The 22185-nt window shown below is 73.9% G+C and carries 20 protein-coding genes; 11 read left to right on the top strand and 9 right to left on the bottom strand.

What is annotated here, in order from left to right; genetic code table 11:
• Positions 1-14 precede the first annotated feature (14 nt).
• Entirely contained in the window at positions 15-2468 is a 2454-nt protein-coding gene (locus tag OG861_RS21450) for a beta-glucosidase family protein (RefSeq protein ID WP_329194982.1), read from the bottom strand.
• Between the two features lie 181 nt (positions 2469-2649).
• On the opposite strand from OG861_RS21450, the gene OG861_RS21445 reads away from it, so the two are divergent.
• Positions 2650-3231 carry a TetR/AcrR family transcriptional regulator gene (locus OG861_RS21445; protein ID WP_329194983.1) on the top strand — a complete coding sequence of 194 codons (582 nt, stop codon included), beginning with the start codon at positions 2650-2652 and terminating at the stop codon, positions 3229-3231.
• Positions 3232-3359: 128 nt separating this feature from the next.
• A complete protein-coding gene (locus OG861_RS21440; protein ID WP_329194984.1) occupies positions 3360-4073 on the top strand; it encodes a carbon-nitrogen hydrolase family protein in 714 nt (237 codons plus the stop codon).
• Positions 4074-4092: 19 nt separating this feature from the next.
• Here OG861_RS21440 and OG861_RS21435 read toward each other — a convergent pair whose 3' ends face one another.
• From OG861_RS21435 to OG861_RS21425, 3 genes are all read right to left on the bottom strand, one after another.
• Positions 4093-4926 (bottom strand): EI24 domain-containing protein, encoded by an 834-nt coding sequence (locus OG861_RS21435; RefSeq protein ID WP_329194985.1) that lies wholly within the window; start codon positions 4924-4926, stop codon positions 4093-4095.
• Positions 4927-5073: 147 nt separating this feature from the next.
• Positions 5074-5496: an organic hydroperoxide resistance protein gene (locus OG861_RS21430; RefSeq protein ID WP_329194987.1), complete on the bottom strand. Its 423-nt coding sequence runs from the start codon at positions 5494-5496 to the stop codon at positions 5074-5076.
• A 65-nt stretch (positions 5497-5561) separates the two neighbouring features.
• Entirely contained in the window at positions 5562-6584 is a 1023-nt protein-coding gene (locus tag OG861_RS21425; RefSeq protein WP_329194988.1) for an NADP-dependent oxidoreductase, read from the bottom strand.
• A 114-nt stretch (positions 6585-6698) separates the two neighbouring features.
• Here OG861_RS21425 and OG861_RS21420 point away from each other — a divergent pair, with 114 nt between their 5' ends.
• Positions 6699-7121 carry a MarR family winged helix-turn-helix transcriptional regulator gene (locus tag OG861_RS21420; RefSeq protein WP_330261840.1) on the top strand — a complete coding sequence of 141 codons (423 nt, stop codon included), beginning with the start codon at positions 6699-6701 and terminating at the stop codon, positions 7119-7121.
• A 20-nt stretch (positions 7122-7141) separates the two neighbouring features.
• Here the strand turns inward: OG861_RS21420 and OG861_RS21415 are convergent, their stop codons facing one another.
• Positions 7142-7990: a hypothetical protein gene (locus tag OG861_RS21415; protein WP_329194991.1), complete on the bottom strand. Its 849-nt coding sequence runs from the start codon at positions 7988-7990 to the stop codon at positions 7142-7144.
• 234 nt (positions 7991-8224) lie between these two features.
• Between OG861_RS21415 and OG861_RS21410 the strand changes: the two genes are divergently transcribed.
• Positions 8225-8821: a hypothetical protein gene (locus tag OG861_RS21410; RefSeq protein WP_329194993.1), complete on the top strand. Its 597-nt coding sequence runs from the start codon at positions 8225-8227 to the stop codon at positions 8819-8821.
• Positions 8822-8936: 115 nt separating this feature from the next.
• Here OG861_RS21410 and OG861_RS21405 read toward each other — a convergent pair whose 3' ends face one another.
• Positions 8937-9635, bottom strand: a complete 699-nt coding sequence (locus OG861_RS21405; RefSeq protein WP_329194995.1) for an esterase/lipase family protein — start codon at positions 9633-9635, stop codon at positions 8937-8939.
• 223 nt (positions 9636-9858) lie between these two features.
• On the opposite strand from OG861_RS21405, the gene OG861_RS21400 reads away from it, so the two are divergent.
• Positions 9859-10896, top strand: coding sequence for a rod shape-determining protein (locus OG861_RS21400; RefSeq protein WP_329194997.1), 1038 nt, complete (start codon positions 9859-9861; stop codon positions 10894-10896).
• Positions 10893-12488, top strand: coding sequence for a sensor histidine kinase (locus tag OG861_RS21395; RefSeq protein WP_329194998.1), 1596 nt, complete (start codon positions 10893-10895; stop codon positions 12486-12488). Before OG861_RS21400 ends, OG861_RS21395 begins: the two co-directional genes overlap by 4 nt.
• Positions 12489-12870: 382 nt before the next feature.
• Here the strand turns inward: OG861_RS21395 and OG861_RS21390 are convergent, their stop codons facing one another.
• A complete protein-coding gene (locus OG861_RS21390; protein ID WP_329195001.1) occupies positions 12871-13311 on the bottom strand; it encodes an Lrp/AsnC family transcriptional regulator in 441 nt (146 codons plus the stop codon).
• 70 nt (positions 13312-13381) lie between these two features.
• On the opposite strand from OG861_RS21390, the gene OG861_RS21385 reads away from it, so the two are divergent.
• Positions 13382-14095 carry a hypothetical protein gene (locus OG861_RS21385; RefSeq protein WP_329195003.1) on the top strand — a complete coding sequence of 238 codons (714 nt, stop codon included), beginning with the start codon at positions 13382-13384 and terminating at the stop codon, positions 14093-14095.
• A gap of 109 nt (positions 14096-14204) precedes the next feature.
• Complete coding sequence (locus OG861_RS21380; protein ID WP_329195005.1) at positions 14205-15557, top strand: carboxyl transferase domain-containing protein; 1353 nt, start codon at positions 14205-14207, stop codon at positions 15555-15557.
• 372 nt (positions 15558-15929) lie between these two features.
• Here OG861_RS21380 and OG861_RS21375 read toward each other — a convergent pair whose 3' ends face one another.
• Positions 15930-17198 (bottom strand): MFS transporter, encoded by a 1269-nt coding sequence (locus tag OG861_RS21375; RefSeq protein ID WP_329195006.1) that lies wholly within the window; start codon positions 17196-17198, stop codon positions 15930-15932.
• A 223-nt stretch (positions 17199-17421) separates the two neighbouring features.
• On the opposite strand from OG861_RS21375, the gene OG861_RS21370 reads away from it, so the two are divergent.
• From OG861_RS21370 to OG861_RS21360, 3 genes are all read left to right on the top strand, one after another.
• Complete coding sequence (locus OG861_RS21370; protein ID WP_329195008.1) at positions 17422-18579, top strand: carboxylate-amine ligase; 1158 nt, start codon at positions 17422-17424, stop codon at positions 18577-18579.
• A 210-nt stretch (positions 18580-18789) separates the two neighbouring features.
• A complete protein-coding gene (locus OG861_RS21365; protein ID WP_329195010.1) occupies positions 18790-20412 on the top strand; it encodes an MFS transporter in 1623 nt (540 codons plus the stop codon).
• Between the two features lie 50 nt (positions 20413-20462).
• Positions 20463-21428: a hypothetical protein gene (locus tag OG861_RS21360; protein WP_329195012.1), complete on the top strand. Its 966-nt coding sequence runs from the start codon at positions 20463-20465 to the stop codon at positions 21426-21428.
• Between the two features lie 27 nt (positions 21429-21455).
• Here the strand turns inward: OG861_RS21360 and OG861_RS21355 are convergent, their stop codons facing one another.
• On the bottom strand, positions 21456-22139 hold the full coding sequence (locus tag OG861_RS21355) for a GAP family protein (protein ID WP_329195014.1): 684 nt from the start codon (positions 22137-22139) through the stop codon (positions 21456-21458).
• Between the last annotated feature and the right edge of the window lie 46 nt (positions 22140-22185).

Genomic DNA, 22185 nt, shown 5'->3' with positions numbered 1-22185 from the left:
GTGATTTCCGGCCATTAGACGTGGAGAGTGGCCGTCAGCCGCGTGTCGCCGTGCGCACGGCTCGCCCGGACCTCGTATCCGCCGCCGACGCGGCGCCAGGAGCCGGCGCTCTCGTCCCAGACCTCGAAGGACCGGTCCGGCAGGGTGATCTCCAGCTCGACGCTCTCACCGGGGCCCGCGGCGACCGGTGCGAACCCCGCCAGCCAGCTCGCCGGGCGCCCCGCGTCGTCGGCGAGCGGCGCCAGGTAGAGCTGGACGATCTCCCGCCCGGGCCGGGCGCCCGTGTTGGTGAGCCGCACCCGCGCCACCGACCCGGTGACCTCCAGCGCCTCGTACGCCCATTCGGTGTAGCCGAGGCCGTGCCCGAACGGGTAGGCGGGCTTCACCCCCCGGGCCTCGTACGCCCGGTGCCCGATGAGGAGCCCCTCGCGGTACTCCAGCCGCCCCTCGCGGGGGACGACCTCGGTGACGGGTGCGTCGGCGAGCGCGGCGGGCCAGGTGGTGGGCAGCCGGCCGCCCGGCTCGGTCTCCCCGAGGAGTACGTCGGCCAGCGCGGCGCCGCCCTCCTGCCCGGGGAACCAGGTGAGCAGCACGGCGGCCACGTCCGCGCGCCAGGGCAGTTCCACGGGGGAACCGGCGTTGACGACGACCACGGTGTTCCGGTTCACGGCGGCGACGGCACGGACCAGGTCGTCCTGGCGCCCCGGCAGCCTCAGGTCCTTGCGGTCGAAGCCCTCGGACTCGACGCGCTCGGTGGTGGCGACGACGACCACGGCGGTATCGGCGGCCCGGGCGGCCTCCACGGCCTCCGCGATCAGCTCGTCCGCGTCCCGCCGGGGCCCCAGGTGGAGCAGCGAGAACATGATCGCCTTGAGCGGCAGGGCGCTCACGTCGGGCACCTGGAAGGTCAAGGACACCTCGACGGGCTCCCCCGCGGTCAAGGTGGTGCGGGTGCGTTCGCTGGGGGCGCCGAAGAAGGCCTCGAACGGGTCGGCCTCCTCGCCCATCCGCTGGACGCCCTCCCAGAGCGTGCGCCCGTCCACGGCGAGGGCGAAGACGCCGAGCCCCCGGGTGCCGAAGGCGTGCTCGCCGCTCTCGCGCGGCACGAACGTGCCGGTGACCTCGATGCTCGCCATCGTCTCGTACGTGGCGCCGGCCGGGAGGTCCTCGCCGATCCACTGCACCTGGCCGGACGGCAGGCTGCCTTCGCCGAGGACGGCGCCCGAGGCGTCGCGGCAGATCGCGCGGAGCTCGAAGCCCTTGTCGGCCGGGACGAGCTCCTCGCTGGGGTCGGCGCCGACACTGAACGTGAGCGACCCGGCGGGAAGCGCGGCTCCCAGACCGTCGAGCGGGGAGACGACCCGCTCGGGGAAGACCGTCGCCGAGCCGCCGCCGAGGACCCGGGCGTCGCGGGCTGCGGCGCCGACCAGGGCCACCGTGCGGCCGGGCGCGGTGTCGAGCGGCAGGGCGCGCCGCCCGCCGGACGCGGGCTCGTTGCGGACGAGCACGAAGCCCCGGGCCGCGATCTCCCGGGCCAGCGCCTGACCGTCGATCCCGGCCGGAGGTTCGGTGACGGCGGCGGGCGCGCCTTCCAGGGCGCCGACGCGGGCGGCGAGGCGCAGGACGTTGCGCACGGCGCCGTCCACCGCCTCCGGCGGGACCTCCCCGGCGCGGGCGGCTCCGGCGAGGGCGCTGCCGTAGACGGTGCGGGGGCCGGGCATGGCCACGTCGAGGCCGCCGAGGAGGGCGCCGGTGGTGGAGCGTGCGGCCATCCAGTCCGAGACGTTGCACCCGTCGAAGCCCCACTCGGCGCGCAGCACCTCGTTGACGAGGTGCCGGTGCTCGGTCATGGACGAGCCGTTGACCTGGTTGTAGGCGGTCATGATGCCCCAGGGGCGGGCGTTCTTGACGATGGCCTCGAAGGGCGCGAGGTACAGCTCGCGCAGGGTGCGCGGTGCGATCACGTCGTCCACGGTGAAGCGGTCGGTCTCGGCGTCGTTGCCGACGAAGTGCTTGACGGTGGTGGCCACCCCGCCGTCCTGCACTCCGCTGACGTAGCCGGAGCCGATGGCGCCGGTGAGGTACGGGTCCTCGGAGTAGCACTCGAAGTGCCGGCCTCCGAGTGGGGACCGGTGCAGGTTGACGGTCGGGGCGAGGAGTACGTGGACGCCCTTGCGGCGCGCTTCCTGGGCGAGGAGCCGGCCGGCCCGGCGGGCGAGCGCGGGGTCCCAGGCCGCGGCGAGCGCGGTCGGGGAGGGCAGCGCGACGGACGGGTCGTCGGCGGTCCAGCGCACGCCGCGCACGCCGACGGGACCGTCGGACATGACCAGGGACGCCAGCCCGATCTCGGGGACGGCGGGCAGGGACCACATGTCCTGACCTGCCAGCAGACGGGTCTTGGTGTCGAGATCCAGCTTGTCGAGCGCGGCCTCTACGGCGTCTTCACGGGCCTGATCGGCATCGGTCACGGCCGTGCCTCCTCGTCGGGTGGGTGCGGTGGGCGGCGCGGTGCGGTGCGGTGCGGTGCGGTGTGCCCATCGTGGACCCGTTCCCTGTAGAGCGGTAGGTCTCGTGATGTTCTTGTGATATCAGCATGCCGTACGGTCCTGCTGGCGGGGCAGGGTGCGGACGGGAAGGGGTGCCGGGGCGATGGCCAGGACGAGGAGCGAGGAGCGGCGCGGCGAGATCGTGCGCGCCGCGGTCGAGGTGATCGCCGAGCGCGGCTACCGGGGCGCGTCCCTGGGCGCGGTCGCCGAACGCGTCGGCCTGACCCAGCAGGGGCTGCTGCACTACTTCCCCACCAAGGAGGCACTGCTGGTCGCGGTGCTGGAGGAGCGCGACCGCTGGGACACCGGCGGCGGCTCGCGCGCCTCGGCGGACACCTGGCGGCTCGACCTGCTGGCCTCCCTCGTCGACTACAACGCGATGCGCCCGGGCATCGTGCAGACCTTCTCGGCGCTGCTGGGCGAGAGCGTCACCGACGGCCACCCGGCCCGGGAGTTCTTCACCGACCGCTACGCGCAGGTCCGCGCCGAGATGGCCGCGGTGCTGCGCGCCGAGTTCGGCGACCGCCTCCCCTCCGGCCTCACCCCCGAGGAGGCGGCCCCGCTGCTGACGGCGGTGATGGACGGCCTCCAGTACCAGTGGCTCCTCGCCCCGCAGTCGGTGGACATGCCCGCCGCGTTCCGCTCCTTCCTGACCCTGCTCCGCGGCCCGCAGGCGGCCCCTTAGCCGTGCCGCCCGGGCCGGGCAGCGGCTCGCGGACCGCCGCGAGCGGGGGGCGACGGCGACGGCCGGACGGCCCGGCGCCGCGCCACCCCCAGGTCGGCCCCGCGGACGGGGCTGACATCCTGGGGCGCGTGAAGATCGCCGCAGCCCAGCTCACCTGTGTACCCGCCGATGTCGCGGCCAACGTCGCCGCGGCCGCCGCACTGGCCGCCGCCGCGCGGGAGCAGGGAGCCGAGCTCGTGGTGTTCCCCGAACTCACCCTGACCGGCTACGAACTGGACGCCCTGGCCGGGGATCCGGGTCTGTGGCTGGCGGACTCCGACGACCCCCGGCTGGACCCGCTGCGCTCCGCCGGGACCGCCACCGCCGTCAACGTCGCCCTGCGCACCACGGGCCCGCTGCCCGCCCTCGCCACGCTGGTCCACGACACGGACGGCGCGCACGTGACGACGTACGCGAAGCAGCACCTCTACCGTCACGAACGGGGCGCCTTCGCACCGGGCACCGCCGACGGCCGCTTCACCCTCGGCGGGATCCGCTTCAGCCTCGGCGTCTGCTACGACAACCACTTCCCGGACCTGGCCGCCAGGGCCGCGGCGGACGGCTGCCGGGTGCACCTGGCGAGCTCGCTGTACGGGACGGGCGAGGGCGTCCGGGAGCGGGCCACCGTCCACCCGGGCATCGCCGGGGCCCACGGTATGTACGTGGTGCTGGCCAACCACGTCGGCCCGGCGGGCCCGTGGACCGGCTGCGGCGGCGCCGCCGTGTGGGCGCCGGACGGCAGCCTCGTGGCCGAGGCGGACGACCGTACGCCGTCCGTGGTGACGGCCACGATCGAGGCCTGACCGGCCGGCGCGCGGCCCCCTACCAGGACGGCGGCGGACCGAACTCCCCGGCGGGAGCCGCCTCGGGGGCCGTCTGCGAGGCCGTCTCGGCGTCCCCGGCGTCCTCCGCCTCGGCATCCGCCCCCATCAGGTGCCGCGCCATCAGCGTCGCCCCCGCCACCGCGCCCGGCATCAGGAACACCGCCACCAGCGGCACCAGGAACGCCAGGACCAGCGGCACGCCGAACCCGAGCGCCAGCGCCCGCCTCGCCCGCAGCAGTGCCAACTGCCCGCCGAGGTCAACACGGCGCCGCTGGAGGGCGACGGAGGTGAGCTCCTGGGTGAGGAAGTAGCCGGACACGCAGAACCCGATCGCCGGGACCACGGTCTGCCCGACCACCGGGACGAACCCGAGGGCGAAGAGCAGGATCCCGTAGAGCGCCACCCGCAGCAGCAGCCGCAGGCTGTCCCGGCCGGAGATCCACAGGTCCTCCCACAGCCCCCGCCCGGACTCCGGCACCTCGCCGCCTTCGGTCCTGTCGACCTGCTCGGAGAGGGACTCGTAGAACGGCTGGCCGATCAGCAGGGTCACGGCGGTGAAGGTGATCACCGCGAGGAAGAGCCCGAGGGCGAACACGAGGGCCGTCAGGAAGCCGCGGAACAGCCCGAGCCACGGGGAGGACCAGTCGTCGGCGAAGGGGGTGGCCCAGGCCGTCAGGTCGTCGGCGCCGAACCCGAGCCCGACGAGCGCGCCGGCGTACAGCACCAGCGAGACCAGCCCCGGCAGCAGGCCGAAGCCCAGCCAGCGGCCGTTGGCGAAGACCCACCGCTGTCCGGCGAGCAGGTACCGGAAACCCCCCACAAGATCACCCATGCGGCCCAGTTTACGGGCGAAGGCCGCACCCCCGGGGGAGTGCGGCCTTCGCTTCGGCTCCGCGGTGCGGACCGGACGGTCAGCCGGTCAGCCGGTCAGCCGGTCAGCCAGTCAGCCAGTCAGCCGGACGGTCAGCCGGCCCGTCGGTCAGACGGCCAGCTCGACCGTGATGTTGCCGCGGGTCGCCTTGGAGTACGGGCAGACCTGGTGGGCCTTCTCGATGAGGTCCTTGGCGGTGGCGGCGTCCACGTTCGGGATCGAGGCGGAGATCTTGACGATCAGGCCGAAACCGTCGTCGTTCTTGCCGATGCCCACCTCGGCGGTGACGGTGGAGCCGGAGACGTCGGCGTTCTCGTTCCTGGCGACGACCGCGAGGGCGCCCTGGAAGCAGGCGCTGTAGCCGGCGGCGAACAGCTGCTCCGGGTTGGTGCCCTCGCCGCTGCCGCCGAGCTCCTTCGGCGGGTTCACGACGACGTCGAGCTTGCCGTCGTGGGTGGCGACGCGACCGTCACGGCCGTTCTCGGCGGTGGCCACGGCGGTGTACGCGACGTCGGACTGCGTGATGGACATGAAAGTGGATCCTCCATATGAATCGCCGTGACTCGCGCCCACGATCACGACGGTGTGGAGTGAGCCTAACGGGTGAAGGAAACGATCATCTTTCCGGTGTTCTCGCCGCGCAGCATCCCGAGGAAGGCGTCGGCGGCGTTCTCCACGCCCTCGTGGACCGTCTCGTCGTAGCGCAGCTCACCGGAGCGCAGCCAGCCGGCCACGTCCTGGACGAACTGCTGCTGGATCCCCGCGTGGTCGCCGACGAGGATGCCCTGGAGTCGCAGCCGCTTGCCGATGACCTGCACGAGGTTGCGCGGGCCGGGCGCCGGCTCGGTGTCGTTGTACTGGGCGATCGCACCGCACAGGGTGGCGCGGCCGTGCACCTTGAGGGAGGAGATCGCGGCTTCCAGGTGGTCGCCGCCGACGTTGTCGAAGTAGACGTCGATGCCCTCGGGCGCGGCTTCCTTGAGCTGCTCGGCGACGGGGCCGTTCTTGTAGTTGAAGGCGGCGTCGAAGCCGTACTTCTCCGTGAGGAGCGTCACCTTTTCGTCCGAGCCGGCCGAGCCGATCACCCGGGACGCGCCCTTGATCTTCGCGAACTGGCCGACGAGGCTGCCGACCGCTCCCGCGGCGCCGGAGACGAACACGGCGTCGCCCTCCTTGAAGGAGGCGACCTCGAAGAGACCGGCGTAGGCGGTCAGGCCCGGCATGCCGAGCACGCCCAGGTAGGCGGAGAGCGGGGCGAGGGAGGCGTCGACCTTGGTGGCGTGCTTGGCGTCCAGCTCGGCGTACTCGCGCCAGCCGAGGCCGTGCAGCACGTGGTCGCCGACCGCGATGCCCTCGGCGGCGGAGGCGACGACCTCGCCGACCGCGCCGCCGTCCATCGGCTCGTCCAGCCGGAACGGCGGGACGTAGGACTTCACGTCGTTCATCCGGCCGCGCATGTAGGGGTCGACGGACATGTGGAGGTTGCGCACCAGGATCCGGCCCGGGGCGGGCTCGGCGTTCACCGGTACCTCGCGCAGGGCGAAGTCTTCGGCGACGGGCCAGCCCTGCGGGCGGCGGACGAGGTGCCACTCGCGGCTCACGGCGGGAATCTGGGACATGGGGTGCTCCTGAGGCATGAGGGAAAACGGAACCCGGCGGCAAATGCTTCACTACCTGAAACAACCATGCTCCTGGATATTTCATGTTGTCAAGTAAATGGGTACTCTAGATCCATGCCCAGTCGTCGCACAGACCCACTGACCCTTGAGGTCGTCGAGCTCATCGGCGACGTCGTGACCCGCTACCACCAGGAGTACGAGCACGCGGCCGCCGGCCACCAGCTCACCGGCGCCCAGGCCCGCGTACTGAACCTGCTGTCCCTGGAACCGATGCCCATGCGCCGGATCGCGCAGAAGCTCAGGTGCGAGCCCTCCAACATCACCGGCATCGTGGACCGGCTGGAGTCCCGCGGCCTGGTCGAACGCCGGCCGGACCCGGCGGACCGCCGGGTGAAGCTGGCCGCCCCCACCGAGGAGGGGCTGCTGACCGCGGACCGGCTGCGCGAGTCGCTCGACTTCGCGCGCGAACCGCTGGCGGGGCTGTCCGACGCCGAGCGGGGGATGCTGCGGGACCTGCTCAGGCGGATGCTGGGCTGAGCCTCAGCGGCCGGGCCCCGCTAGCAGAAGATGAACCAGCACGTGGGCTTGGGCTTCTTCGTCGGGGTGGGCGTGGGCACCGGCGCGGGGGGCTTCGTCGTACCGGAGGTGCTGGGCGCGGGCTGTCCCGGCTTGGTGGGTCGTACGGATGACCCCGACCCGGAGGCGGTGGGCGTCGGCCCCGGTTCCCCGGAGGCGGAGGCGCTCGCCCCGGCGCCCGGCTGCGCGGACCCGCTCGGGGACCCGCTCGGCCCGGCGGAATTCTTGGCACTCGCGGGGGCCTTCGCGCCCCCGGCGCCCTTGCCGGTACCCGTCGCCCCGGAGTGCGGCCCGCCGCTCGGCGCGTCCGGTGCCGGCTCCGGCGTCTCGGGACCGACCTCGTCGGTCAGCTCGACCTTGGCGGCCCGGCCGCCACCCTCGTTGTCGGTCGTCATCCGGGCCAGGGCCACCGAACCGCCCGTGGCCAGCAGCAGCCCGAGCCCGACGCTGATCAGGGTCCGGCTGCCACCCCGGGCCGCGGCCCGGCCGCGCGTCCGGGACCGGCCGTCCACCGGCCCGGACAGCACCACGAGCGAATCGGCGTCGAGGTCGTCGGACTCGGGAGCGGAGCCGGGGGGCACGTCCTGGTGCTGCGGGTAGGCGGGGTAGGCAGGGTAGGCGGGCCCGGCATACCCGGCGTTCGAGCCGTACCCGGGATCGGCGTACGCGGGGTCGGCGTACGCGGTGTTCCCGGGGTCGGCGTACGCGGGGTCGGCGTACGCGGTGTTCCCGGGGTCGGCGTAGCCGCCGTGTCCCGCGTGCCCGGGGTCGTCGCCGCCCCCGTATCCCGGCGGGGCGTAGCCGGCGTCCTGCGTCCGGTGGTCCCGCATCGGCGCGAACCCCGGCTGCGCATGGCCGTGCTGCTCATGGCCTGGCGCCGCGGCGGATGCCGGCGGGGCGGGTATGAGGTACTCGGCCGGGGTCCCGCATCCGGCACACGCGAGCGCGCCGTTGAGGTACCTCTGGCAGGCGGGGCAGTAATTCATAGGGCCCGCAGGCTACGTGGTCGGCGGCAACAGCGGGATTCCGGGAACGTAAGGATCCTGTGTGGAATCGTGTCTTCCATGACCGCGACCCCGCCGGACCCGCACCCGGCCGCCGCCCCGGGGGCCTTCGGCCCGGCCGCCTTCCAACTGGTGCTGCTGCGAAGGATGGCGGACTTCCAGCCCGGCCTCGCCGAGCAGGCACGGCTGCGCCTGGGCGCCTCGCTCGCGGAGCAGCGTCAGGCGAACAAGCGCTGGCAGGCCATGGTCCGATCACCCCGGTCCCGCGGGGCGCTGGCCCGCTACCGCTCGGTGCTCGGTCCACCGGAGTCCACCGCACACCGGCGGATCGGCGACCTGGAGTGCGAGGCGCTGCTGTGGCCGGTGCCGCTCTGGCCCGACCTGCGCTTCGAGGTGTTGGCCGGCCCCGACGGCGCGGTGTGGAACGAGTGGCTCGTGCGGGCCCCGGGCGCGCGGGGGCCCGTACTGGAGACGGCGCGGGACCTGTCTGCCTGGTCGGCGACGGTGGACGAGGTGGCGCGGGCCTTCGCGCCGGTCCGCCCGATGGAGGGCACGGCCCCGACGCGGTGGCGGCTGGCCTTCGCCGCGTCGGGGGAGCCTCTGGTGGCGGAGTTCACCTACGGCCTCCTCCAGGAGGTCCGGCCGGGGACGGCCTGAGGCCCCGCCGGGCGGGGGCGGCCGCGGCCCCGCGAGGTTCGCGCCCCGCGCGGTTCAGGCCCCGTGAGGTTCAGGCCCTGCGCGGTTCGTGCCCCGCCCGGTTCAGGCCCCCGGTTCAGGACGCGAGGAAGGCCCGCACCCCGGCCGAGGTGGCGTCGTCGCCGAGCAGGTCGTTGTGTTTCAGGCAGCCCACCGCCACGTTGGTGGCCCCGGCCAGCGGGACGCTGGCGTCCGGGTTGACCACCTCGTCGCAGTCCGACCAGAAGGTGGCGTACGCGACCGCCCCCGGCGTCTCGTCCCCGGCGGCCAGGTTCTTCACCACGTACGACCCCGGCGTCATGTCCCGGCAGGCCTGGTCCCACAGGGCGCAGGCCCAGGCGGTGGAGGTGCCGTGGTTCGGGCCGGCGAGCGAGACCCAGTGGGCGACGGCGGCCGTACCGCCGCCGTACTTCACGTACCAGCGGCTGACGAGCGAGCCGAAGGAGTGCCCGACGATGTCCACCCTGGCCGCGCCGGTCCGCCCGCGGACCTGGTCGACGTAGGCACCGAGCTGCCCGGCGAGGACCTCGTTCACCGACTGGTGGGTGTCGTAACCGAAGGAGAAGAGGTCCGCGTCGGCGTACCCGTCGGCGCGCAGGTCCTCGCGCAGCGACCCCCACACCCCGGGATCGGCGTTGTAGCCGTGCACGAAGACGACCGGATTGCGGACGGCCGCCCCGGAGGCCGCCCGGGCCGGTGACGGCGCGAGGAAGGTGACGCAGAGGGTCAGGCAGAGCGTCAGGAGGGCCGGCAGTCCCTGGCGGGGCGTCAGCATCGGTTCCCCTTTACCTCGTTACGCGCCGGTAGCGCGGACAGTGCGCGCATCGTGGCGCCTGTCGGTACAGAAGACCACCCCTGTGCAGCACCGCCTGGCACACGTGACCCACCTCGGCCGGAGCATCCCAACAGGCGCGTGACCCTATTGACCCGAGAAGATATGAGTTGTCCGACCGGCAGTCGCCGGTCTTCTTGCGTCAGCGCTCTCGGAGGGATCTGCCGTGACCGTCAGTCTTGAGCAGTTGCGCCGCTGCCACGTCGCTGTCGACCTGGGGGCGGCCAGGACCCGCGTCTACGTGAAGGGCGCCGGCCTGGTCGTCGACGAGCCCAGCGTCGCCGCGGTGAACACCCGTACGGGGGCCCTCATCGCCGTCGGCACCTTCGCCGAACGGATGACGGGCCGTACGCCCGACTACATCCGGGTGGTGCGCCCCGTCTCCGGCGGCACCGTCGTCGACATCGAGATGGCGCAGCGGATGCTGCGTCACCTGCTCGGCGAGAAGCTGCGCCGCGCCCTGCGGCGCAAGCCCCGGCTGCGGGCCGCCGCCTGCACCCCGCACGACGCCGATCCGCTCGCGCAGCGGGCTGCGGTGGAGACGCTGGTCGGCCTCGGCGCCCGGCGCGTCGAGCTGGTCGACACCCTGATCGCGGCGGCCGTCGGCTGCGGCCTGCCCGTGGAGCAGCCGACCGCGACCATGATCATGGTGTGCGGGGCGGCGGCCACCCAGGTGGCGGTGCTGTCCCTGGGCTCCATCGTCACCGCCGAGCGGATCCCCGTCGGTGGGGAGGCCATCGACCACGCCGTGGTGCAACACCTGCGGCACGCGCACGAGCTGATGCTCCCCAGCCAGGCCGTCCGGCCGCTCCAGCTGGCGCTGCACGGCAACGGCATCACCGCCGAGGGCCCGGCCTCCACCCTCATCCACGGCCGGGACGTGGCCACGGGGCTGGCCCGCTCCGTGCAGGTGGACACCGCGGCGGTGCGCGACGCCATCCACACCCCGCTGACGGCGGTGCTCGACGGCATCGGCAAGGTGCTGCGGGACTGCCCGCCGGACCTGGTGGCCGACCTGACGGACCGGGGCATCATGATGGTCGGCGGCAGCGCCCTGCTGCCGGGCCTGGACCAGATGCTGCGCGACGCGACGGGGATGCCCGTCGCCATCGCGGAACGCCCCGACGTGTGCGCGGTGATGGGTCTGGGCGCGATGCTGGAAGGAAAGATCGCCCCGATGGTCCTCAACCCCTTGACCGAATGACGCCGCACGTATCCGACGACCCGGAACGCCGGTCCGGCCAGGACTCCGGCGCAGAGGTCCCGGCGAGCCTGCCCGTGCTGCTGGAGGCGGTGCTCGCCGTCGGGTCGCAGCTGGAGCTGCGCAGCACCCTCCAGCACCTCGTGGACTCGGCCGCCGACCTGTGCGCGGCACGCTACGCCGCGCTCGGGGTCGTCGACCCCGAGCGCGGCCTGCTGACCGAGCTGTTCACCTCCGGCCTGACCGCCGACCAGCGGGCCGCGATCCCCCGGCTGCCCGACGGCCGCACCGGGGTGCTCGGCGCGCTCGTCAGCGACCCCCGCCCGCTGCTGCTCGACGACCTGGCCCTGGATCCCCGTGCGGTCGGCTTGCCGCCCGGGCACCCCCCGGTGCGCGGGTTCCTCGGCGTACCCATCCGGGTGCACACGGAGGTCTTCGGGAACCTCTACCTCACGCAGAAGCGCGGCGGCGGCCGCTTCACCGACGAGGACCTGTCCCTGCTGCGCGTACTGGCCTCCCAGGCCGGGATAGCGATCGGCAACGCCCGCCTCTACGAGACCGCCCGCCGCCGGGAGCGCTGGATCGAGGGCGCCGCCGCGGTGACCACCACCCTGCTGGCGGGCCGCCCGGCGGCCGACGCGCTGATGTGCGTGGCGGACCGGGCCCGGCTGCTGGCGGACGCGATGGCCGGTGTGGTGCTCCAGCCCACCCCCGAGGGCGGCATGGAGATCGTCGCCGCCTCCACGCACGGCGACCCCGGTGACCTCGTCGGCACCACCATCGCCCCCGGCTCGGCGGTCCTGGAACAACTGCTCGGCGGGGAGGCGGTCTTCATAGAGGACTCGGCGACCGACCCCCGGATGACCACCCACGTACGGGAACGGTTCGGCCCGAGCATGATGCTCCCGCTGCAGAGCGGCGGCCGGCTGATCGGCACCCTCGCCCTGCCGCGGGCGCGCGGCGGACGCCCGTACGACGCCGTGGACCGGCTGCTGGCCTCCCAGTTCGCCTCCCAGGCCGCGCTGGCCCTCGTACTGGCGGACGCACAGCACGACCGCGAGCAGCTGGCCGTCTACGAGGACCGCGACCGGATCGCGCGCGACCTGCACGACCTGGTGGTCCAGCGGCTGTTCGCGACGGAGATGATGCTGGAGAGCACGAAGAAGCGCTCGGCGTCCGCCGCGACCGGGGACACGGTCGGCGCCGAACTCGGGCGGGCCGTGGACGAACTGGACTCCACCATCCAGGAGGTCCGCACCACGATCTTCGCGCTCCAGCAGCCCCCGACGGACGCCCCGACGACGTTCCGGGGCCGGGTGCTGCGCGAGACGGGCGGCGCGGCGGTGCTGCTGGGCTTCCAGCCGTCGGTGCACTTCACGGGGGCGGTGGACGCCCTGGTGCCCGAGCCGGTGGCGGGCGACCTGCTCTCCGCCCTGCGCGGCGCCCTGGCGGCGGCCCACCGTCGTTCCGGGGTCACCGCCATTGAGGTGAAGGTCGACGCGGTCCCCTCCCGGGTCCGGCTGACGGTCTGCGACGACGGACGGACGGAGTCGGGGACGCGGGGGACGAAGGTGACGTGGGTGTCGGAGCTCTAGCCGTCTCTCCGGCCCGGCGCCTCGCCACGACGGCGCGGCGACGGCTGGCGGCGCGGACCGCCTTCGTACCGAGGACGGCCCCTGCGCCGCCAGGGCGCACACGGCGGCGCCGAACCGCCCGAAGGCGAGCGCGCCCAGCAGCACCACACCGAGCAGGGACTCGGCGGCGTCGAGCGCGGCGCCCGTGCGGCCGGGGCCGCCCGGGGCCGCCGTACGGTACCCGCGCAGGGCCGCGTGGGCACCGAGCAGGCCGAGCACGCCGATCCCAGGAGGACCCAGCGGGCCCAGAGGGGTATCTCCACACCGCTGAACCTGGATCACCGGTCCGGCCGGGCGAACGCCGGGCCCGTGAACACCGGCCCGACTCTGGGCCCCGTGCGGATCAGGCCGTGCCGGGCCGGGTGGCGGCGCGCAGCGCGATCCGGGTGCTGGACTGGGCCACCCCGGCATCCCGCTTGAGCCGGCGCAGCAGCCCGTCGAGGGCGGCGGGGTCGGCGGCCCGGGCCCGTACGAGGTAGTCGTACTCCCCCGTCACGTGTACCACCTCGGTGATCCCGGGAAGCTTCGCGACCCGCTGCTCGAACTGCTCGTTGGTGGTGTCCTGGCGGAGCGTGAGGTCGATGAAGACGACCAGCCCTCCCCGGGTGTCGGCGGCCGGGTCGACGACGACGGTGAACGCGCGGATCACCCCGTCCCGCCGCATCCGGCGCACCCGGTCGGCGGTGGCGTTGGCGCTGAGGCCGACCCGGACGCCGAGGTCCCGGTACGAGATCCGCGCATCCTCCCGGAGGATCCCGAGGATTTCCCTGTCGAGGCGGTCCATCCCGCGATTCTCGCAGCCGGAGCCGATATTCGCGCCCTTCCGCCGGGTCGGGGCCCGAACCCTCTCCTCCATGAGCGAACTGATGACTCCGGCCTTCGCCGGAGCCGCCGCAGGCCTGGGCGTGGCGATGCCGATGGGCGCGATGAGCGTGCTGCTGATCCAGGAGGCGATGCGCCGCCGCCGGGTGGCGGTGGCCGCGGCCGCGGGCATCGCGGCGGTCGACCTCGGCTACGCCGCCGTCGCCACCGCCGTCGGCCCCTGGGCGGCTTCCCACATCTCCCCCGTCGAGGCCTGGGTCCGCCTGACCTCGGCCCTGATCCTCCTGGCCATCGCCGCCCACGGCCTCACCACATCCCGCCCCTCCCGACGCCGCACCTCCCCCCGGCCACCCTCCGAAACGCGGGACGACCCCCCGGCCTTGACGGCGATCGAGGCGCCGGGGCCCCACTCAACCCCGCCGGCGATCGAGGCGCGGGACCCCGGGACAGCGGCAGCGACAAGGGCGTTCGGACGGTACGTGGGACTCACCGCGCTCAACCCCACCACCGCCCTCTACTTCGCCGCCCTCACCACCGCCCAGGGCGCCACCCTCCGGACCGGCGCGGCCGGAGCCGCCTTCCTCGCCGGCGTCGCCGCCGCCTCGCTCCTCTGGCAGCAGACCCTCGTCGCCCTCGCCGCCCTCGCGGGCAGCCGGATCTCCGACACCACCCGCGCATGGACCTTCCGCCTCGGCTACGGACTCGTCGCCGCCTACGCGGTGAAGATCGCCCTCCCGCTCCCCTGAGCCCACCCGCCCGCCCCCCGGGGGCGTCCCCGATCCGCCTCTCCGGGGGAGCATCGTCGAAGCAACGCCGGCCGGGCGGGACCTTGACGCCACGACCTAGGCTGGCCGCGTGACGACGACCCGGCTCTCGGCCCGCGCGGCCATCGCCTCCGTGACCGACCCCGGCAGCTTCGCCGAACTCCCCGCCCCGCTGCGGGAGTCACCGCCCGACGGCCCCCTCGGCTGGACCGGCTACGACGACTCGCGCGCCCGCGCCGCCGAGCGGACCGGAGAGCAGGAGTCCGTCGTCACCGGCACCGCCCGCATCGGCGGTCACGAAGCGGCCGTGATCTCCTTCGAGTTCGGCTTCCTCGGCGGGTCCCTCGGCGAACGCACCGGAGACCGGCTCGAAGCCACGTACGCGTACGCCCGCGAGCACCGCCTCCCCCTCGTCTCCCTCATCGCCACCGGCGGCTCCCGCATGCAGGAGGGGATGCTCGCGCTGACCCAACTCCAGCGCGTGGCCCGCCAGTGCGTACTGACCCGGGCCGCGGGGCTCCCCCAGCTCGCCGTCCTGCGCGACCCCACCACCGGCGGCGGGTGGGCCACCCTGGGGGCCGGGGCCGACGTGGTCCTCGCGCTGCCGGGGGCGCAGGTCGGCTTCGCGGGCTCCCGGGTGCGCCCGGCGGACGCCGATCCGGCGGCCTACTCCGCGGAGGGGCAGTACGCCGCCGGTCACGTGGACGCCGTGGTGCCCGCCCCCGAGCTGCCCGGCGCCCTGGCGGACTGGCTCCGCGTGCTGACCGCGCCCCGCCCCGCCGGGCCCGTCGCACCCCCGGCCGCGCTGGCCGGCGTGGAGGAGCCGCAGACCGGCTGGGACGCCGTCCGGCAGGCCCGGCACCCCGGCCGCCCGCGCGCCGAGGCGTACCTGGACGCGTACTTCACCCTCCGCCTGCCCCTCTCCGGGGACCGCGCGGGCGGCACCGACCCCGGCATGCTGTGCGGGTTCGGGCTGCGCGAGGGACGGCCCGTCGCGTACGCAGCCCAGTGCGGCACCGCGACCCGCCCGGCGGGCTACCGTACGGCCGCCCGCGTCATCCGCCTGGCCGACCGGCTCGGCATTCCGGTGCTCACCCTGGTCGACACCCCCGGCGCGGCCAACGACGCCGCCGCCGAACACGCGGGCGCCGGCGCAGCCATCGCGGACACCTTCGCGGCGCTGGCCGGCGCCACCGTCCCCGTCACCACCCTCCTCATCGGCGAGGGCGGCTCGGGCGGCGCCCTCGCCCTGGCGGCGCCGGGGAACACCTGGGTCACCCCGGACAGCTACTTCTCCGTGATCGCCCCGGAACTGGCGGCGGCCATCCTCAAGCGCCCCCCGACCGCCGCCCCCGCCACGGCCGACCAACTGCGCATCCGCCCCCAGGACCTGGTGGCCCTGGGGGTGGCCCGGGGCGTGGTCGCCCCGGCGTCGCGCCCTTAGAAGCGCCTCGCGCCCTCAGGAGCGGCGCGGCAGCTTCACGTCCGCCGTGTACAGACGGGTGATCTGCTCGGGAACTCGTTGTCGTCGCCGGCCGGCAGCAGCCGGATCCGGCCGGTGCCGTCGTGGTGGGTGACGACCATGGCCTCGACGCCGGCGACCAGCGTGTGGCCGCCCGGCAGCAGGGTCAGCGACTCGCAGGTCGTGGTGAAGGCGGCTCGCCCCTGCGGCTCGAGGCGGAAGGCGTCCGGGACACCCCCTGCGCGACGGAGACGGGGTCCTCGGCCAAGGCGAGCTGTACGTCGTCCCGCACGAGGTGGAGCACTGGCCGGCCGCCGACGAGGAGACCGCGAGCCTCAGGTTCGAGCTCGGCGGTCAGGCCTGCGGGGACCGCGCGTCGTAGCGGGCGAAGCAGCGCCACCGCAGTGCGAGGAGCCCCAGCACCAGCACGCACGCGAGTCCTCCGCCCGTGACCGCCACGGCGGGGGAGGTCAGGTCGGCCACGGTGCCCGCGATGAAGTCCCCGAGCCGGGGGCCGCCCGCGACGACCACGATGAAGACGCCCTGGAGGCGGCCCCGCATCTCGTCCGGGGTGGCGGCCTGCATCATGGTGCTGCGGAACACCATCGAGACGGTGTCGGCGCAACCGGCCAGGGCCAGGAAGAGCAGCCCGAGCCACAGGTTCCGGGTCAGCCCGAAGACCGCGACGGCCAGCCCCCAGCCGGCCACGGAGATCAGGATCGCCAGCCCGTGCCGCCGCACGCGCCCCTGCCAGCCCGAGAACAGCCCGCCCAGCAGCGCCCCCACGGCGGGCGCGGCCACCAGCAGGCCGACCGTCTTGGCGTCGCCGCCGTACCAGAGCCCGGCGATGGCCGGGAACAGCGCCCGGGGCTGCGCCAGCACCATGGCGGCCATGTCGGAGAAGAAGGTCATCCGGATGTTGGGCCGGGTCCCGAGGAAGCGCAGGCCGTCGAGGACGGAGGCCCGGCCCCGGGTGCCCTCGGCGCGGTCGGGCTTCATCGAGGGCAGCCGCCACATCGCGTAGAGCGCGGCGAGGAAGGTGACGGCGTCGATCAGGTACGCGGCCTGGTAGCCCCACCAGCCGACGATCAGCCCGCCCAGCATCGGGCCGACCATCATCCCGGAGGTCATGGTCACGGAGTTCAGCGCATTGGCGGCGGGCAGCTGCTCCGCCGGCAGGAGCCTGGGGATCATGGCGGACCGCGCCGGCCCGGCGAGTGCCCCGCACACGGCCTGGAGCGCGACGACGGCGTACAGGAACCAGACCCGGTGGTAGCCGAGCAGCGCGGCCGCGGTGAGCGCGACGGACAGCCCGGCGGAGCCGAGGGAGCTGTGGAGGCCGAGCTTGCGCCGGTCCAGGGTGTCGGCGATGGCGCCGGCGTAGAGCCCGAAGGCGACGAGCGGGAGGAGCGCGAAGAGTCCGACGAGCCCGACGGCGAAGTTCGACCCGGTGATCTCGTAGACCTGGAGCGAGATCGCGAGGGCGGTCATCGCCTGCCCGAGCCACGAGATGGTGCCGCCGACCCACAGCCGCCGGTAGTGCACGGAGGTGCGCAGCGGGGTCAGGTCGGCGAATATGCGCCGCCGGGGGCGCGTGGGCGTGGGCGTGGTCGTATGGGGCACAGCGGATGATAACCACCGGCCCGCCGGCTCCCTCCGGCCCGTCCACGGCGTTCACACACCGGCAACAGTCGCCCCGCTCGCCCCCCGCTTCCCCGCGGCCCCGGTGCGGCTGGTTGTTTGCCGGTAACCCGCCATCCTCACTGGACATTTGACCGAATCGCCGTGCGCTACCCCCCGCGTGTTCAGCTCATGATGAAAAGACTCGTATGTCCAGGGAGGCGTAGTGATCGAACCTGGCAACAGCACCACGAGCACCGGCACCGAGCAGAACGCGGTGCGCACCACCGGCCCCCTCACCGTCGGAGTCGAGGAGGAGTTCCTCCTCGTCGACGCCCGTACCTTCCGGGTGGTCCCGGCCGCCCCGCTCGTCCTCGCGACGGCCGACGGGCTGCCCGGCGAACTTCACGCCGAGGGCACCCGCTACCAGGTCGAGATCTCCACCCCGATCGCCCGTTCGGCGGATTCGCTGCGCACGGAACTCGCCGCGCTGCGGCGCACCCTCGGCCGTGCGGCCCGCACCCACGGCTGCCGGCTGCTGGCCGCGCCCTCGCCGGTCGTGGCCGTGGAGAGTCCGCTGCACCTGACCGACGACGAGCCGCGCCAGCGCGAGCAGCACCGCCGGTTCGGCGCGCTCACCGACACCTTGGTCAGCTGCGGCCGCCACATCCACATAGGCACCCTCGACGTGGACACGGCGGTCGCGGTGTCCAACCGGGTCAGACCCTGGCTGCCGACGCTGATCGCGCTGGCCGCCAACTCGCCGTTCTGGGGCGGCCGTGACACGGGTCACGCCAGCTGGCGGGCGATGGCCTGGTCGGGCTGGCCCTCGGCGGGCCTGCCCCCGCACTTCGCGTCCACGGCCCACTTCCGGCGCTCGGTACAGACCCTGCTCGGCTCCGGGGCGGCGCTGGACACCAAGATGGTCTATTGGGACATGCGCCCCTCGGGGCACTGGCCGACGCTCGAATTCCGGGCGCCCGACATGTCCCCGGACATCGACGGAGCCGTCCTGCAGGCCGTGCTGGCGCGCGCGCTGGTGGCGACGGCCCTGCAGGAGGTCGCGGAGCAGCGCCCCGATCCACCCGTACGGGACGACGTACTGCGCCTGGCCCGCTGGCGGGCGGCCCACGACGGCCTGGAGGGCTTCGGTCTGGACCCGTACACGGGCACGGAACTCCCCGCAGCCGACCTGGCGGAGGCCCTGCTCGACCTGGTCGCCCCCGAACTGGCCGCCGCCGGCGACCTCGACCACGCGGCCAAGACCATGGCGTCCCTCCTGCGCGACGGCTCGGGCGCCCAACGCCAGCGCACGGTCTTCGCGCGCCGCCGGGATCTGACGGACGTACTGCGCCATCTCACGGACGAAACGGAGGATTTCTAGCCGGGCACCCCGTGCCCCGGGGAACACCGAAGCCGCAGGTGCACCAGGTCCTGCACCTGCGGCTCGCAGTGGGACGGCAGCCCAGCACCTGCCGGGCGGGCGGGGCGGTCTCGGACCGGGGCACGGCGCCCGCCCCGCGTCGCGCCCGTCCGGTCGACTGCGCGGCGGGTCGGCCCCTTCGGGCCCGTACGCGGCTGGAACCATGCGTCCATGGCATCCCAGGCAGGCACGGCCGAGAGTTCGGAGTCGGCGAGGTCGCGAATCGTCCTGCTGACGCTCGCGTCCGGTCAGTTCCTGATGGCGCTCGACAGCTCCGTCATGAACGTCTCCATCGCCACGGTGGCCGAGGACGTGGGCACCACGGTGACGGGCATCCAGGGCGCGATCACCGCCTACACCCTCGTGATGGCGATGTTCATGATCCCCGGCGGCAAGGCCGGTGCGCTGATCGGACGCAAACGCTCGTTCATGATCGGCTGCTGCATCTACGGGGTCGGCTCCCTCACCACGGCGCTCGCTCCGAACCTGCCCGTGCTGCTGCTGGGCTGGTCGTTCCTGGAGGGAATCGGGGCGTCCCTGATCCTGCCCGCGATCGTGGCGCTCGTCGCCGGCAACTTCGCCGTCGAACGCCGTCCCGCCGCCTACGGACTCGTCGTGGCGGCGGGGGCCGTGGCGATCGCGGTCGGGCCACTCATCGGCGGTCTCGCGACGACGTACTTCTCCTGGCGGTGGGTCTTCGCCGGGGAGGTCCTGGTGGTGCTCGGCATCCTCGTGCTCGCGCGCCGCATCGCGGACGCCCCGCTCGGTGAACGCCGGAGCATCGACTACGTGGGCGCCGTCCTCTCCGCGCTCGGGCTCGGGATCTTCGTCTACGGCGTGCTCCGGTCCGACGAGTGGGGCTGGTTCCAGCCGAAGCCCGACGCCCCCGCGTGGCTCGGGGTCTCCCTGACGACCTGGCTGATGCTGGCGGGTCTGGCGCTGGTCCGGCTCTTCCTCCGCTGGGAGGCCAAGGTCGTCGAGCGGGGGCGGGATCCCCTCATCGATCCCGGCATGCTGCAGAACAGGCAGCTCACGGGCGGCCTGACGATGTTCTTCTTCCAGTTCCTCGTGCAGATGGGCGTGTTCTTCGTCGTCCCGCTCTACCTGTCCGTCGCCCTGGGGCTGTCGGCGCTGCAGACCGGCGCCCGCCTCCTGCCGCTCTCGGTGAGCCTGCTTGCGGCCGCGACCCTGATCCCGCGCCTCCTCCCGGACGTCTCGCCGCGGCGCGTGGTGCGGCTCGGGATCCTCGCGCTGCTCGCGGGAGCGGTGGTCCTGATGGCCGCGCTCGACGCGGACGCCGGCGCGGAGGTCGTCACCATCCCCCTCCTGCTGGTCGGGCTCGGCATGGGCGCGCTGGCGTCCCAGCTCGGGTCGGTCACCGTGTCCGCGGTGCCGCAGGCGCAGAGCGCGGAGGTCGGCGGCGTGCAGAACGCCGTCACCAACCTCGGCGCCTCGATCGGTACGGCACTGGCCGGATCGATCATGATCGCCGCACTCACCACTTCCTTCCTGACCAACGTCGAGGCGAATCCGGCGGTCCCCGACAGCGTCACGAGCCGGGCGACCGTCCAGCTCCAGAGCGGCGCACCGTTCCTGTCCGACGCCCAGCTGAAGACCGCCCTCGATCAAGCCGGCGCGAGCGGGGAAGTGTCCAAGGCCGTGCTGGACGCGAACGCCGACGCCCGGCTCGACGGCCTTCGCGCGGCACTCGCCGTCCTGGCCTTCGCCGCGCTGATCGCCCTCTTCTTCACCCGGCGGATCCCGTCGGTCCAGCCGCGCTCGACGGAGCCGTAACCGCTGCCCGCGCGTGTGCGGGGTCCGTTCGGGGCGCGCAGCATGGAGGTATGGCTGTCATCCCGCCGGCACGGGCCCGCTCCGCGGCTGTCGCAGCCGTCCTGGCAGCTGCCCTGAGCGCCGTGCCGGGCGGCCCCGCCCATGCCTTCACCGGCGCCAACCACGAGGACATCACCCGGGCCGCACTGCCCTTCGAGCCCCTCACGCTGACCGCGATGGCCGACGCCCGCGACGGGGCGGTCAACGCCAACGACCACCGCCCCTACTTCGACGTCGGCCCCCTGCACTGCGACAACGCCGACTACCTCGCCCCCCGCCACGCCCCCGGCTACCCCCGCACCCGGGACGAGGCCACCACCGAGCTCCTCGCCTGCATCCGTACCTCCGTGGCCCGCTTCCGGAACGCCGTACGGGCCGCCGACGGCCTCGTCGACGCCGACGGCACGGTGCGCGCCGACCAGAGCGACCTCTCCTCCCCCTGCACGTGGGAGGAGAAGGCCGGGCGGGCCAAATGTGCCGTCCTCGAACAGCTCGGCCGAGGCTGGCACCAGATCGAGGACTTCTACTCCCACTCCAACTGGAGTGACCGGGCCGCCCCCGGCCCGATCGGCCTCGACAACCCGCCCGGCCTGGAGCGTACGGGCCTCGCACCGTTCCTCGACATCCGCCGCTACAGCGCCATGAAGGACGCCGACTGGACCCGGGAGGCACGGGAGCGCATCCCTGCGGACCTCGCCACCGGCTGCTACCCCGACTTCGACTCCACCGGTGTCAAACCCGCCGACTGCGACGGCCGCGTCTCCCACAACCGCGCCCTGAACAAGGACACGCCCGCATCCGCCCGTTCGAGGACCGGCGACAACTTCCACCGCGCGACGGCCGGGGCCACCGCCGAGATCACCCGCCAGTGGGACGACTTCAAGGCCGAGCTGCTCACGGCGTACCCCGGTCACGGGCGCGGCGAACGGATGGTCTGCGCGCTCGTCCACGACCACCCGGCCACCGCCTGCTCCTGACCGCCCGGAAATTCACCGCCCGGGAGTTCAGGCGGTGAGTTCGTAGAGGCTCCGGGCCACGGTCCACAGGCCGAGGAGGAGGCACGTGACGACGATCGCCTGTTCCGTGTGCAGTTCCAGCCATGCGCGCAGGCCCGTCAGGGCCTGCTGCGCCCGCTGCGGCGCGAACACCACGTACAGCTCCATGGTCAGCAGGGTGGAAGTGGCCAGGACGCAGAAGCCCAGGAGCGCCAGGTACGACTCCCCGTGGGAGAGGTCGGCCGCCACCACCGTGGTGGCGGCGAGGCCGACCATGCCCCAGGGCTGGAGGAGGACGGCGAGCGAGGCGGCGGACCACACCGTGACCTGGTCCATCCTGGAGGTCTTCGGCCTCTTGGACGCCACCGGCCGCCCCTCGTCCGCCGCGCCGTCGCGGGCAGCGGCCGTACGCCGTCGACGCCGCTTGCGCTCGCTGTACACGATCAGTCCGAGCCCGAGGACCACCTTGACCACGAGTGCGGCGGTGGAGGGCGGGGAGCGCGGCGGGGGCGGCTCCCCGTCGGTGAGGAGCAGCACGACGGCGATCACGGCCACCAGGCACGCGAGCCAGGCGAGGATGAACGCCAGCCCCTTCCGCACCCCGCGGGGGGCGGACACGACCACGACGAACGCCGCGATCGGCAGTGGGTAGAGCGTGATGACCAGGCCGATGACGAGCAGGTCAAGCACCATGGCAACGCATCCGGCTCATGCCGGGCACCATGGCGGCTCGTCCGCC

It is taken from the genome of Streptomyces sp. NBC_00539, from assembly GCF_036346105.1.
Lineage (GTDB): Bacteria > Actinomycetota > Actinomycetes > Streptomycetales > Streptomycetaceae > Streptomyces.
Note: the sequence above shows the minus strand (reverse complement) of the source record. Positions and strands in the feature narration are given on the sequence as shown.